Consider the following 12,635-nt stretch of genomic DNA (forward strand, 5'->3'; position numbering starts at 1 on the left):
CCGCCTTCGGGCGGCCTTTTCGTTGCGCGGGGGATGTTGAGCGCGGCGGTGGGAGAGGGTACCTCAGGCGGGTCGAACCCCGGAGAGGCCCATGTCAGACCTGCGCCCTGTCGAAGAGCTCAGCCTCGATGAGGCGGCGGAGGAGCTTCGGTCGCTCGCCGAACGTCTGGGCGAGGCCAATCGCGACTATCACCAGAAGGACGCGCCGAGGATCGCCGACGCGGAATACGACGCGCTGAAGCGACGGAACGCGGAGATCGAGACGCGCTACCCCGAGCTTCGTCGCGCCGATTCGCCGAGCGAGCAGGTGGGCGCGGCCCCCTCCGAGGCTTTCGCCAAGGTCCGCCACGTCGTCCCGATGCTGAGCCTCGCCAACGCTTTCGAGGACGCGGAGGTGATCGATTTCGACTCCCGCATCCGCCGCTTCCTCGGCCTCTCGGCGGAGGAGCCGCTGGCCTTCACGGCGGAACCGAAGATCGACGGGCTGTCGCTGTCGCTCCGCTACGAGAAGGGCGTGCTGGTCCAGGCCGCGACGCGCGGCGATGGCGAGACGGGCGAGAACGTGACCGCCAACGCGCGAACGATCGACGATATCCCGGAGCGGATCGCGGGCGCGCCGGATGTGCTCGAAGTCCGGGGCGAGGCCTATATGAGCCACGCCGATTTCGCCGCGCTCAACGCCCGGCAGGCGGAGACGCGGGGCAAGACCTTCGCCAATCCGAGGAACGCCGCCGCGGGCTCTCTGCGCCAGCTCGATCCGAAGATCACCGCCGGCCGGCCGCTCCACTATTTCGCCTATGCCTGGGGCGCGCTCTCCGAACCGCTGGCCGCGACCCAGACCGAGGCGATCGCCCGGCTCGGCGCGATGGGGTTCCAGGTCAATCCGCTGATGCGCCGCTGCGAACATGTCGAGGACATGCTCGCGCAGTACCGCGCGATCGAGGCGCAGCGCGCGACCCTCGGCTACGATATCGACGGCGTGGTCTACAAGCTCGACCGGCTCGACCTGCAGGCGCGGCTCGGCTTCCGCTCCACCACGCCGCGCTGGGCGATCGCGCACAAGTTTCCAGCGGAGGTGGCGAGCACGCTGCTCGAAGGGATCGACATCCAGGTCGGCCGCACCGGCGCGCTCTCGCCCGTCGCGCGGCTGACGCCGGTCACGGTCGGCGGCGTCGTGGTCTCGAACGCGACCCTGCACAACGAGGACTACATCAAGGGGCTTGATTCGCACGGGCATGAGATCCGGGGCGGGCGCGACATCCGGATCGGCGACTGGGTGCGGGTCTATCGCGCCGGCGACGTGATCCCGAAGGTCGAGGATGTGGACCTCTCGCGGAGACCGGCCGATTCGGTGCCCTACGAATTCCCGCGTACCTGCCCGATCTGCGGCTCGGACGCGATCCGCGAGGAAGGCGAGGCCGTCCATCGCTGCGCCGGCGGGCTGATCTGTCCGGCGCAGGCGGTGGAGAAGCTGCGCCATTTCGTGAGCCGGAACGCCTTCGACATCGAAGGGCTCGGTGCGAAACAGGTCGAGGCGCTGTTCGCCGATGACTGGATCAGGGAGCCCGCCGATATCTTCACGCTTCGCGCCCGCTATGGCCCCGGCCAGCCGCTGCAGCTTCGCAACCGCGAGGGCTGGGGCGCGAAATCGGCGGAGAATGTGCTGAACGCGATCGACGAGCGGCGGCGCATCGCGATCAACCGCGTGATCTTCGGCCTCGGCATCCGCCATGTCGGCGAGACCGGGGCGATGCTGCTCGCCCGCGCCTATGGCTCCTGGGACCGGTTCCGCGAGGCGATGGAGGCGGCGCGGAGCCATGAGGGGCCGGAGTGGGAGGAACTGAACGCGATCGACGGTGTCGGCCCGGTCTTCGCCGCCGCGCTGGTCGATTACTTCCACGAACCGGCCGCGCGGGCGGCCGTGGACCGGCTGGTGCGCGAACTCGACATTCAGGACGTGGAGGCGCCCCGAACCGAGGGATCGCCGGTCGCGGGCAAGACCGTGGTCTTCACCGGCACGCTCGAAAGGATGACCCGCGCCGAGGCGAAGGCGCGGGCCGAGGCGCTGGGCGCGAAGGTGGCGGGCTCGGTCTCGGCGAAGACCGATATCGTCGTCGTGGGGCCGGGCGCGGGGTCGAAGGAGAAGAAGGCACGCGAACTGGGCCTCAACGTGCTCGACGAGGACCAGTGGCTCGCGCTGATCGGCTCGTGAGCCTGCGATGAGCCGCCCCGAGATCCTGTTTCCGCTCTTCGGCGAATTGACCGGCCTCCCCGGGGTGGGGCCGAAGGGGGCGAAACTCTTCGAGAAGCTCGGGATCGTGAAGCCCGCCGATCTCCTGATGACGCTGCCGGCGGGGGTGATCGACCGCAGGCTTCGCCCCACGGTGCTCGGCGCGCAGCTGCCTGAGGTGATCACGGTCGAGGTCGAAATCGGCGCGCATCATTCGCCTGGGCGCAAGGGCCGGCCGTATCGTGTCGACGTGCGCGACGCGGAGACGGATTTTCATCTCGTCTTCTTCCACCCCCGCGCCGAATGGCTGCGCGAGACCTTCCCGACCGGCCAGCGGCGCATCGTCTCGGGCCGGGTCGAGATCTTCGACGGCATCGCGCAGATGGCGCATCCCGATCATGTGCTGCGGCCCGGCGCCGCCGACTTGCCGGATCATGAGCCGGTCTATCCGCTGACCCAGGGGCTCACGGGCCGGGCGATGGCCAAGGCGGCGCGGGCCGCGCTCGACATCGCGCCTGACCTGCCGGAATGGATCGAGCCGAGCCTGATGCGGCGCCGGGGCTGGCCCGGCTGGCGCGCGGCGCTGGCGCTCGCCCATGCGCCGGAAGGCGCGGGCGATCTCTCGCCCGACGCGCCGGCGCGGGCGCGGCTCGCCTATGACGAGTTTCTCGCGCATCAGCTGACGCTCGCGCTGGCGCGGTCGCACATGAAGCGGCCGAAGGGCTACGAGACGAAAGGGGACGGCGGGCTTCGGGCGAAGGTGCTGGCGAAACTGCCGTTCCGTCCGACCGGCGCGCAGGAGCGGGCGGCGGCGGAGATCGCCGCCGACATGGCCGCGCCGATCCGGATGAACCGCTTGCTGCAGGGCGACGTGGGCGCGGGCAAGACGCTCGTCGCCTTCCTCGCGATGCTGGCGGCGGTCGAATCGGGCGGTCAGGCGGCGATGATGGCGCCGACCGAGATCCTCGCGCGCCAGCATCTCGCCGGTCTCGCGCCGCTCGCCGCGACCGCGGGCGTCCGGGTGGAGATCCTGACCGGTCGCGACAAGGGTGGCGAGCGGGCGGCGAAGCTCGCGGCGCTCGCCGAGGGGCGGATCGACGTGCTGGTCGGCACGCATGCGCTCTTCCAGGCGGATGTCGGGTTCAACGACCTCAGGCTCGCGGTGGTCGACGAGCAGCACCGTTTCGGCGTGCGGCAGCGGATGGACCTCGGCGCCAAGGGCCGGGCGGCCGACATCCTCGTGATGACCGCGACGCCGATCCCGCGCAGCCTCGCGCTCGCGCAATACGGCGACATGGACGTGTCGGTGCTCGACGAGAAGCCGCCCGGCCGCCGGCCGGTTCGCACCGCGCTCGTCTCCGCCGGCCGGACCGACGAGGTGATCGACCATCTGCGGAGCGCCCTCGGGCAGGGGCGGCAGGCCTATTGGGTCTGTCCACTGGTCGAGGAATCGGAGAGCGCGGAGATGACCGCCGCCGAGGAGCGGCACCGCGCGCTCACCGTGACGCTCGGGGACGGGATCGGCCTCCTGCATGGCCAGATGCCGCCGGCGCGCAAGGACGCGGCGATGGCGGATTTCGTCGCCGGGCGGACCCGGCTTCTGGTCGCGACGACGGTGATCGAGGTCGGTGTCGATGTGCCCAACGCCTCGATCATGGTGATCGAGGGCGCGCAGCATTTCGGCCTCGCGCAACTGCATCAGCTGCGCGGGCGGGTCGGGCGGGGCGCGGAGGAGTCCACCTGCATCCTGCTGTACGACACGCCGCTCGGCGATTCGGCGCGGGCCCGGCTCGAGATCATGCGCGCGACCGAGGACGGGTTCGCGATCGCCGAGGAAGACCTGCGGCTGCGCGGCGCGGGCGATCTGATCGGCACGGCGCAATCGGGTCTGCCGAAGTTCCGGATCGCCGATCTCGAGACGCAGTCTTCGCTGATGCGCGTCGCGCAGGACGATGCCCGGATGCTTCTGGCGCAGGACCCGGGTCTCACCACCGAACGGGGGCGGTCGGCGCGGGTGCTCCTGCACCTGATGGAACGGGACAAGGCGATTCGGCTGCTCGGCATCGGCTAAGCCACGGATCTCTCTATGTTCCTGTAATGTTCTCAACTTTCTTGACTCAGGGGCGAGAATCGGGAACATTAAGCGAACAAAGCAGCCTTACCCGGAGAACAGACGATGATTTCCGAGATTGCCCGCCTGCTGAATGCCACGCCCCGCAAGATCGCATCCGAGGCGCTCGGCCTGACCGGCCTCTGCGCGACCATCTTCGCGCTGTTCTGCCTTCCCGCGCTGACCTGACCGCGCTGACCCGATTGCCCGCGGTGCCTTCGCGCGGACTGCCTCTCCGCGCACCTGTCGACCTGCCTTGGACACCGCCAACTGGCCGCGCCTTCCACCGGGGAGGCGCGGCCTCTTTGTCTCCGCCGGCATTCCCGCGCGACAGGACCCAGCGCGGTCGGGCCGACCGTGGCCGATCCGGCGATGCCATGCGGTCGCCAACCGCCGCCGCCGAGTGGCCTTGGCGATCAACGGGCCCGCCGCTGTCGATCGGTCCCTGCTTCGCGCGGAACAACGCCACGACGGGCTGGGCCGCCGACCTCAGCTCGCTGTCACCGTCGGGATGCGCGGATGCTCGGCGTCGTTCTGAAGCCGGGCGGCGAGGGCGACCGTCAACGCCTGGGCGAGACACATCGGCGCCGCGAGCGAGCGGGAAAAGGTGTACTCGTGCTCCGGCACAGCGAACAGCACCTCGGCGCTTTTCGCGAGCGGCGACAGTGTCGAATCGGAGATCGCGAGGATCGGAACCCGACGCGCCGCCACCTGCTCGACGATATTGACGACCTCGGTGGCATAGAAACGGAAGGACACCGCGACCAGCAGATCCTTCGCCCGGATCGTCCGCGCCATATGCGTCGCAAGCCCGCCGCTCGGGTCGAGCAGCACGCAGCGCTTGCCGAGCATCGTCAATGTGTAGCGCAGCAGGTCCACCACCGGCGCGGAGCGGAGCTGGCCGATGAGATAAATGACATCGGCCTTTTCGAGCAGGTCCGCCGCCTGGGTCAGCTGATCGGGCGAGAGGTCGGCCAGCAGACCCTCCAGCGAGGCGACATCGCGCACGACGAGATCGCGCAGGAAGCCGAACTCGCTCCGGTCCTCGCGCGTGCCAAGCTCGTCCTCGAGCGCCTTGACCCGCGCCTCGAACCCCGGCGCCGCGGTCGAAAGCCGCTTCTGGAACAGCGTCTGCAGGTCCTTGAAACCCGAATAGCCGAGAGCCTGGGCGAAGCGGACGAAGTTCGACGCGTGCACGCCGCAGCGCTCGGCGATCGCGTTGATGGAGCGGACCGCGACATCGTTCGGATTCTGTGTGAGGTAGAGGGCGATCGTCTGATAGCCCTTGCTCATCGTGTCATACCGGCTGTGGATCAGACGGATGAGCTCCTCGTAGTCCCGGGGCGGTTCTGGCGTTTCCGACACTGTATGCCTCGCAATTTTTATTGCATTATGCCGCGCGAATGCCGGATGCGCCAGTCAAATCGCAAGTGTGCCGGATCGTCGTCAGCGGCGCATGCTGCGCGACAGCGCCACCTGGATCGCCGGGAAGAAGGCGAGGATGAAGGCGCCGAGCAGTCCGAGCCAGGCCGGGGCCCGTCCATAGGAGCGCAGGATCGAGGTGACCGATTCACCCGCGATCACCGCGACCACGGCCTCGCCCGCGACGAGCATGACAAAGGTCAGCGCCCCCATCAGCGCCGCGTGGGGCAGGTTGCGGCGCATCCCGAAGATCTGGATCAGCACCCGCGAGGCCGTCCAGGCGATCAGCAGGATGACCGGAAGCTCCAGCATCGCGGTGAGGGCATGGCCGATCATCGGTGCGAGCAGAAAGACCCGCAACAGGTTGCCGATCAGCCGGATGATCAGGAGGAACAGGGAATAGACGCAAGCCGCCGCGAGGGTCGCCGCCATGATCGGCTCCCGTCAGGCCGCGCGGGCGGCTTGGTCCATGGCCTCGAGCGTGGCCTCGATGGCGAGCATGATCGAGTCATGCCGGTTGCGGTAGTCCCGCGCGGGCAGAAGCACCTCGTATCCGTCGAAGGGCGCGCCCGGAACCGGCCCGTCGTCCCGCAGCATCGCGCGAAGCTGGTCGCGCAGGCGCAGGATCGTGGCGCGGTCGCAACCGATCACATGCTGGCCGAGAAGCGCCGCCGATGCCTGGCCGAGCGCGCAGGCGCGCACATCCTGACCGAAGGCGGCGACCCGTCCTTCCGCGTCGAGATCGAGATCGACCGTCACCGTGGAGCCGCAGAGAGGGGCGCGCCGACGCACGCTGAACGCGGGCGCGGCGAGGCGTTCCCGATGCGGGATATCGCTGGCGAGCGCGAGGATGCGCTGCGAATAGAGCTTGATCAGATCCTGTTCGGCCATGCGTCACCCGCCTTTGCATTTGCCCCGGCTCCTTCTAGATAGGCTGGAATCGCGGCGCGGGGAAGGGGAGGCTGCCCGATGGCGGGTGACGATACTGGGAGCGTGTCGGAACGGCCGCGCTTCGACATCGCGAGTCTTCGTTTCGACGCGCGGGGCCTCATCCCGGCCATCGCCCAGTCGCGTGAGGGCGAGGTGCTGATGCTGGCCTGGATGAACGCGGAGAGCCTCGCCGAGACGCTCGTGACCGGGCAGGTGACCTACTGGTCGCGCTCGCGGGAGGCACTCTGGCGCAAGGGCGAGACTTCGGGCCATGTCCAGCGGCTCGTGGAACTGCGCGTCGATTGCGACCGGGATTGCCTCCTGATGATCGTGGATCAGGCCGGCCCCGCCTGCCACACGAATCGGCCGAACTGCTTCTACACCGCCGTTCGCGACGGGCACGAGGTCGTGCTGACCGAGCCCATGAAGGGCTAGGCGGGCGCCAGCGTCGGGCCGACGAGGCGGCGGATGTCATCCGGCGTCGCGCCCTCGGCCCGCAACGTGGCGAGCGCGCGGGCGTCGTCGCGCTTGGCGAGCCGCTTTCCCGCCTCGTCGCGGATCAGGCGGTGGTGGTGCCAGACCGGCTCCGGCAGGCCGAGCAGCGCCTGAAGCAGCCGGTGCAGCGGCGTCGCTTCCCAGAGATCCACGCCCCGAACCACATGCGTGATCTCCTGTTCGGCGTCGTCGATCACCACGGCGAGATGATAGGCGATGCCGATGTCGCGCCGCCCGAGGATCACGTCGCCGAGCCAGGCGCGCAGGGCGGCCGGGTCGAGCGGGTGAGTGCCCGGATGGAGCGGGCCGGTTTCGGTGAAATCCAGCCCCGGCCCCGCGTTCTCCAGCGCGCGGCCGAGGTCGAGGCGGATCGCATCCTCCGGGCGGCGGTCCGACATGGGCCGCCCCCGGCAGGTTCCGGGATAGGGAGTGGGCCCGGCGGCCCCTTCCTGCGGCGCGGCCAGCGCCGCGCGGATCTCGGCGCGGGTACAGGAACAGGGATAGGTGACCCCGAGCACGCCGAGACGGTCGAGCGCCGCGGAGTATCGGGGCAGGCGTTCGGACTGGCGGAGCACGGGGCGCGGCCAGTCGAGGCCGAGCCAGGCGAGATCCTCGTAGATCCCGGCCTCGTATTCCGCCCGGGACCGCGTCGTGTCGATATCCTCGATCCGAAGCAGGCATTCGCCGCCGGAGGTCCTCGCGAGATCCCAGGCGGTCAGGGCGGAGAAGGCGTGGCCAAGGTGCAGCCGTCCGGTTGGCGATGGCGCGAACCGCGTCCGCGCCGGGGTCGCGGTCATCGGCGGCGCAGCACGTAGATGTCGGCGCTCAGGTCCACCCCGGGCAGGAAGCGGCCGTATTCGCGGAAGGCGATCTCGACGAAGCCGCTGTCGACGTTCTCGCGCACGCGGCCGATGTAATCGGGTTCGCCCCGCGCCAGATCGCTCAGGGAAAAGACGAAAAGCCCGCCCGAGGGGATGAGCCGCAGCCCGGCGTCGATCACCGAGGCGGGCGCGTAGCTCGGCGCGAGGATGCCGATCGCGGCGGCGTTGAGATAGGTGCCGGGCGCCGCGGGCGGGCTGCCCGTCCAGTCCCATTCCCGGATCTGGCGATAGACGTTGCCCGGCCGGCCACTGGCCCAGGCGAGCATCTCGGGATTATGCTCGAACCCGTCGATCACGGTGAAGCCGAGACTGCGGAGCGCGACACCGACGAGCCCCGTGCCGGTGCCGAATTCGATGAGCGGCGCGTCCCGCGCGGCGCCGAGCCCCGCGAGGGCCGCGGCGGCGCGCCGCGGTCCCTGGTAGCCGCATTCGGCCATGACCCGGTCATAGTCCCGCGCCGGCAGATGGTGCATCACGCGCGGGTCGAGGTCTTCTTCCGCCATCCTCAGGTCTCCTGGCAGTCCGGGAGACGAGGCTAGACCGCGTCGGCCCGCGCTGTCGAGAGCGTGAGCCAGTCACTGAATTCGGCCTTCGCGCGATCGGTATAGGCCTTGTAGCGCTCGCGCCGTCCGCGGCGCCCGCCCCTGACATCGGCGAGCGGCGGAAAGAGGCCGAAATTCACGTTCATCGGCTGGAACGTCTTCGCATCCGCGCCGCCGGTGATGTGACGCACCAGCGCGCCCATCGCGGTCGTCTCCGGCGGTGGCGGCAGGTCCCGGCCCAGGCGCTCCGCCGCCGCGATCCGCCCCGCGAGAAGGCCCATCGCGGCGCTCTCGACATAGCCCTCGACGCCGGTGATCTGACCCGCGAAACGCAGCCGGGGCTGGACGCGGAGGCGGAGCCGGTCGTCGAGAAGCCGCGGCGAGTTCAGGAAGGTGTTGCGGTGGATGCCACCCAGACGGGCGAAGGCCGCGGTCTCGAGGCCGGGTATCATGCGCAGGACCTCGGTCTGCGCGCCGTATTTCATCTTGGTCTGGAAGCCGACGATGTTGAAGAGCGTCCCGAGCGCGTTGTCACGGCGAAGCTGGACCACCGCGTAGGGCTTCCGGTCGGGCTGGTGCGGGTTGGTGAGGCCCACGGGCTTCATCGGCCCGAAGCGGAGCGTGTCGCGCCCGCGTTCCGCCATGACCTCGATCGGCAGGCAGCCGTCGAAGTAGGGCGTGTCCGTCTCGCCCTCGCGGAACTCGGTCTTGTCGGCGGCGAGGAGCGCGTCGATGAAGCTCTCGTACTGCTCCCGATCCATCGGACAGTTGAGATAGGCCGTCCGCTCCTCCTCGGTCTCGCCCTTGTCGTAGCGTGACTGGAACCAGGCCTGCGAGAGATCGATCGACTCGAAATGCACGATCGGCGCGATCGCGTCGAAGAAGGCGAGCGCGCTTTCGTCGGTCAGTTCCCGGACCGCTTCGGCGAGCGCGGGCGAGGTCAGGGGACCGGTCGCGACGATCACGCTCGACCAGTCGGCGGGCGGGAGTCCGGCGATCTCGCCGCGCTCGATCCGCACCAGGGGATGGGCTTCGAGGCGCGCGGTGACGGCGTCGGAGAACGGGTCGCGGTCCACGGCGAGCGCGCCGCCGGCGGGCAGCGCATGCGCGTCCGCCATCGCGATGACGAGCCCGTCCCCCTGGCGCATCTCCCAGTGCAGAAGGCCGACGGCGTTGTTCTCGTCGTCGTCGGAGCGGAAGCTGTTCGAGCAGACCATCTCCGCGAGGCGGTCGGTGCGATGAGCGAAGGTGCCGGTCACCGGGCGCATTTCGTGCAGCACCACCGGCACGCCCGCCTCCGCCGCCTGCCAGGCAGCCTCGGACCCGGCCATGCCGCCGCCGATGATATGGATGGGTTCGATCGCGCTCATCTGGCGGCTTCTAGGCGCGAATCGGGGTGAAGGGAAGGGATCGGCGGAGGGCCCTCGTGGCGAGAGCCGGGTCAGGCCTCGCGGCGGGTCCGTGCCGGCGGCGACCGGGGGCGCACGTCTCGCTCCGGGTCCGGGCCTCGCCGAGGCGCGCGGCGTCGCCTCCGGCCTGGTCCCTCCCCCCAACCCCTTCGCGTGCCGATCCTTCGTGCAAAGCGCGCGGCGCCGCCCTATATGAGTCTGAAGAAACAACACGTCCCGGCCCGCGCCCGCGCTCTGGCGGGGCCGTGCCAATGAGGAGGCCAGAGACATGGACGACACCACGCTGAGCCCGGATCGCGCCGCTGCCACGGGCGCGAGCCGCCTTGACCAGCTTCGCGACATGACGGTCGTCGTCGCCGATACCGGCGATCTCGCCGCCGTTGCCAAGCTCAAGCCGATCGACTGCACGACCAATCCCTCGATCGTGCTCAAGGCGCTGCAATCCGACGAATTCGCCGGCCATTTCGATCGCGTGATGAAGGACAACGCCGGCAAGTCGGCGCAGGAGATCGCCGACGCGCTGACGGTGGAGGTCGGCGCGGAACTGGTGAAGCTGGTCCCCGGCCGGGTTTCGACCGAGGTCGACGCGCGGCTCTCCTTCGACACCGCCGCTTCCATCGAAAAGGCCAAGGCGCTCATCGCCGCCTATGACGCGCGCGGCATCTCGCGCGACCGCATCCTGATCAAGCTCGCCTCCACCTGGGAAGGAATCCGCGCCGCCGAGGTGCTCGAACGCGACGGGATCAAGTGCAATCTCACGCTGATCTTCAGTCTCGCCCAGGCCGTCGCCTGCGCGGATGCCGGCGCCTTCCTGATCTCGCCCTTCGTCGGCCGGATCACCGACTGGTACAAGAAGTCGACCGGCCAGACCTACGGACCGGAGGAAGATCCGGGCGTGCTGTCGGTCCGCAAGATCTACGACTACTACAAGTCGAACGGGATCGAGACCGTGGTGATGGGCGCGTCCTTCCGGACCGCCGACCAGATCGCCGCGCTCGCCGGCTGCGACCGGCTGACGATCGCCCCGGCGCTCCTGACCGAACTCGCGGAGGATACCCGCCCGCTCGAACGCGTGCTCTCCTCCGACAGCGCGACCGGCCTCGAACGCATCCCGATGGGGGAGACGGATTTCCGCTGGATGATGAACGAGGATGCGATGGCGACCGAGAAACTCGCGGAAGGCATCCGCGGCTTCCACAAGGACAGCGAGACCCTGCTGTCGATCATCGAGAAACGTCTGGGTTGAGCGACACGACCGGGAGGCTCGGACTCCGGTCCTCCCGACCTGACCTCGCCGGGGGCGTCCTCCCGGACCGGGCGGAGACCGGGCGATCGGTGAAGGCCACGCCCGTCAAAAGGAAGGCAAAGCCGGGCTCGAATGGTTCTGTCGGAAAGGAATCTGGCCCGGACGCGCCACCCTCTCGGTCGCGCCGGGTTTCCGATTGCTTGGCCGGGGACCGTCCCGCGGGGAGATAAGGCTCCCGCGCGGATCGGTCCGGATCAGGCGGCGCCGCGCGTCGTGAGCGAGCGGGCGCCGGGCAGTTCGATGTTGATCTCGAGCGTCGAGAGCTCGTCGCCCCGTTCAAGCTTGATGTCGACGTGATCGTCGCCGACCCGCATGTAGCGTTCGATCACCGCGAGGATATCACGCTGCAGCATCGGCAGGCAGTCGGGGGTCGCCCGGTCGCTGCGTTCATGCTGCAGCAGGATCTGCAGCCGCTCCTTGGCGGCGTCGGCGGATGGGCCCTGCGGGCGGACCCTTCGGAACAGCCCCAGCATCTCAGGCCGTCCTGCGCAGGAGCCGCTGGAACAGGCCGGGCTTTTCGAGCGCCTGCATCTTCATCTCGACCTGCTCGCCGATCAGGCGCGACACCGCGTCCTCATAGGCCTTGCCGGCGTTCGACTTGCTGTCGAAGGTCACCGGGGTGCCGATGTTGGAGGCCTTCAGGACCGCCGGGCTTTCCGGGATGATGCCGAGGAGCGGGATCGAGAGGATCTCGAGGATGTCGTCCATCTTCATCATCTCGCCCCGCGCGACGCGCGCCGGGTCGTAGCGGGTGAGGAGGAGATGCGCGGGCACGCCGCCATCGCCCTTTTCCGCCTTGTGCGTCTTCGAGCTCAGGAGCCCGAGCACGCGGTCGCTGTCACGGACCGAGGAGACCTCGGGGTTCGTCACCACCACCGCCTCGTCGGCGTAGTACATCGCGAGATGCGCGCCACGCTCGATCCCGGCCGGGCTGTCGCAGATGATATAGTCGAAATCCTCGCGGAGCTGGTCGAGGACCTTCTCGACGCCCTCGCGGGTCAGCGCGTCCTTGTCCCGGGTCTGGGAGGTCGGCAGGATCGAGAGGCTGTCCAGCCGGCGATCGGTGATCAGCGCCTGCTTCAGCTTCGCATCGCCCTGGATCACGTTGATGAAGTCGAAGACCACGCGCCGCTCGCAGCCCATGATCATGTCGAGGTTGCGCAGACCGACGTCGAAATCGATGACGACCGTCTTCTTGCCCCGCATCGCGAGGCCCGCGCCGATTGCGGCCGTGGACGTCGTCTTGCCGACGCCCCCCTTGCCGGATGTGACTACGATGATCTTGGCCAAGCGCGATACTCCTCTTCTCT

The 12,635-nt window shown here is 69.2% G+C and carries 13 protein-coding genes; 5 read left to right on the plus strand and 8 right to left on the minus strand.

From position 1 onward, the window contains the following. Window positions 1-91: 91 nt before the first annotated feature. From ligA to ACLJK8_RS08255, 3 genes are all read left to right on the plus strand, one after another. Window positions 92-2,212 (plus strand): NAD-dependent DNA ligase LigA, encoded by a 2,121-nt coding sequence (gene ligA, locus ACLJK8_RS08245; protein WP_413149671.1) that lies wholly within the window; start codon window positions 92-94, stop codon window positions 2,210-2,212. 7 nt (window positions 2,213-2,219) lie between these two features. Beyond that, entirely contained in the window at window positions 2,220-4,301 is a 2,082-nt protein-coding gene (recG, locus tag ACLJK8_RS08250) for an ATP-dependent DNA helicase RecG (RefSeq protein ID WP_413149673.1), read from the plus strand. Between the two features lie 105 nt (window positions 4,302-4,406). Continuing rightward, complete coding sequence (locus ACLJK8_RS08255) at window positions 4,407-4,529, plus strand: hypothetical protein (protein WP_413149675.1); 123 nt, start codon at window positions 4,407-4,409, stop codon at window positions 4,527-4,529. A 300-nt stretch (window positions 4,530-4,829) separates the two neighbouring features. Here the strand turns inward: ACLJK8_RS08255 and ACLJK8_RS08260 are convergent, their stop codons facing one another. From ACLJK8_RS08260 to ACLJK8_RS08270, 3 genes are all read right to left on the minus strand, one after another. After that, window positions 4,830-5,705 carry a MurR/RpiR family transcriptional regulator gene (locus ACLJK8_RS08260; protein ID WP_413149677.1) on the minus strand — a complete coding sequence of 292 codons (876 nt, stop codon included), beginning with the start codon at window positions 5,703-5,705 and terminating at the stop codon, window positions 4,830-4,832. 81 nt (window positions 5,706-5,786) lie between these two features. Next, complete coding sequence (locus ACLJK8_RS08265) at window positions 5,787-6,194, minus strand: hypothetical protein (RefSeq protein ID WP_413149679.1); 408 nt, start codon at window positions 6,192-6,194, stop codon at window positions 5,787-5,789. Window positions 6,195-6,206: 12 nt separating this feature from the next. Continuing rightward, window positions 6,207-6,653, minus strand: coding sequence for an iron-sulfur cluster assembly scaffold protein (locus tag ACLJK8_RS08270; protein WP_413149680.1), 447 nt, complete (start codon window positions 6,651-6,653; stop codon window positions 6,207-6,209). 78 nt (window positions 6,654-6,731) lie between these two features. Here ACLJK8_RS08270 and hisI point away from each other — a divergent pair, with 78 nt between their 5' ends. Continuing rightward, window positions 6,732-7,127, plus strand: a complete 396-nt coding sequence (hisI, locus tag ACLJK8_RS08275) for a phosphoribosyl-AMP cyclohydrolase (RefSeq protein ID WP_413149681.1) — start codon at window positions 6,732-6,734, stop codon at window positions 7,125-7,127. On the opposite strand, the gene gluQRS is transcribed toward hisI, so the two are convergent. Genes gluQRS through trmFO form a run of 3 tightly spaced genes read right to left on the minus strand, consistent with a single transcriptional unit; the run spans window position 7,124 to window position 9,980 of the window. Beyond that, window positions 7,124-7,984 carry a tRNA glutamyl-Q(34) synthetase GluQRS gene (gene gluQRS, locus ACLJK8_RS08280; protein ID WP_413149682.1) on the minus strand — a complete coding sequence of 287 codons (861 nt, stop codon included), beginning with the start codon at window positions 7,982-7,984 and terminating at the stop codon, window positions 7,124-7,126. The two genes, hisI and gluQRS, sit on opposite strands and share 4 nt — an antisense overlap. Beyond that, window positions 7,981-8,571 carry a methyltransferase type 11 gene (locus ACLJK8_RS08285; RefSeq protein WP_413149683.1) on the minus strand — a complete coding sequence of 197 codons (591 nt, stop codon included), beginning with the start codon at window positions 8,569-8,571 and terminating at the stop codon, window positions 7,981-7,983. The genes gluQRS and ACLJK8_RS08285 overlap by 4 nt, the downstream gene beginning before the upstream one ends. A gap of 32 nt (window positions 8,572-8,603) precedes the next feature. Beyond that, complete coding sequence (gene trmFO, locus ACLJK8_RS08290; protein ID WP_413149684.1) at window positions 8,604-9,980, minus strand: methylenetetrahydrofolate--tRNA-(uracil(54)-C(5))-methyltransferase (FADH(2)-oxidizing) TrmFO; 1,377 nt, start codon at window positions 9,978-9,980, stop codon at window positions 8,604-8,606. 307 nt (window positions 9,981-10,287) lie between these two features. Here trmFO and tal point away from each other — a divergent pair, with 307 nt between their 5' ends. Continuing rightward, window positions 10,288-11,265, plus strand: coding sequence for a transaldolase (tal, locus tag ACLJK8_RS08295; protein WP_413149685.1), 978 nt, complete (start codon window positions 10,288-10,290; stop codon window positions 11,263-11,265). A gap of 254 nt (window positions 11,266-11,519) precedes the next feature. Here tal and minE read toward each other — a convergent pair whose 3' ends face one another. Both minE and minD read right to left on the minus strand, forming a co-directional pair. Then, on the minus strand, window positions 11,520-11,798 hold the full coding sequence (gene minE, locus ACLJK8_RS08300; protein ID WP_413149686.1) for a cell division topological specificity factor MinE: 279 nt from the start codon (window positions 11,796-11,798) through the stop codon (window positions 11,520-11,522). Between the two features lies 1 nt (window position 11,799). Continuing rightward, the gene (gene minD / locus ACLJK8_RS08305) at window positions 11,800-12,615 is read right to left on the minus strand and encodes a septum site-determining protein MinD (RefSeq protein WP_413149687.1); all 816 of its coding nucleotides are present in this window, start codon (window positions 12,613-12,615) and stop codon (window positions 11,800-11,802) included. Between the last annotated feature and the right edge of the window lie 20 nt (window positions 12,616-12,635).

This window comes from Amaricoccus sp. W119 (assembly GCF_047275745.1).
Classification (GTDB): Bacteria; Pseudomonadota; Alphaproteobacteria; order Rhodobacterales; family Rhodobacteraceae; genus Amaricoccus.

Coding starts and splice junctions, on each gene's coding strand:
- ACLJK8_RS08265 (WP_413149679.1), bottom strand. CDS start 6,194: ATGGCGGCGACCCTCGCGGCGGCTTGCGTCTATTCCCTGTTCCTCCTG.
- gluQRS (WP_413149682.1), bottom strand. CDS start 7,984: ATGACCGCGACCCCGGCGCGGACGCGGTTCGCGCCATCGCCAACCGGA.
- ligA (WP_413149671.1), top strand. CDS start 92: ATGTCAGACCTGCGCCCTGTCGAAGAGCTCAGCCTCGATGAGGCGGCG.
- recG (WP_413149673.1), top strand. CDS start 2,220: ATGAGCCGCCCCGAGATCCTGTTTCCGCTCTTCGGCGAATTGACCGGC.
- ACLJK8_RS08255 (WP_413149675.1), top strand. CDS start 4,407: ATGATTTCCGAGATTGCCCGCCTGCTGAATGCCACGCCCCGCAAGATC.
- tal (WP_413149685.1), top strand. CDS start 10,288: ATGGACGACACCACGCTGAGCCCGGATCGCGCCGCTGCCACGGGCGCG.
- hisI (WP_413149681.1), top strand. CDS start 6,732: ATGGCGGGTGACGATACTGGGAGCGTGTCGGAACGGCCGCGCTTCGAC.
- ACLJK8_RS08270 (WP_413149680.1), bottom strand. CDS start 6,653: ATGGCCGAACAGGATCTGATCAAGCTCTATTCGCAGCGCATCCTCGCG.
- ACLJK8_RS08285 (WP_413149683.1), bottom strand. CDS start 8,571: ATGGCGGAAGAAGACCTCGACCCGCGCGTGATGCACCATCTGCCGGCG.
- trmFO (WP_413149684.1), bottom strand. CDS start 9,980: ATGAGCGCGATCGAACCCATCCATATCATCGGCGGCGGCATGGCCGGG.
- minE (WP_413149686.1), bottom strand. CDS start 11,798: ATGCTGGGGCTGTTCCGAAGGGTCCGCCCGCAGGGCCCATCCGCCGAC.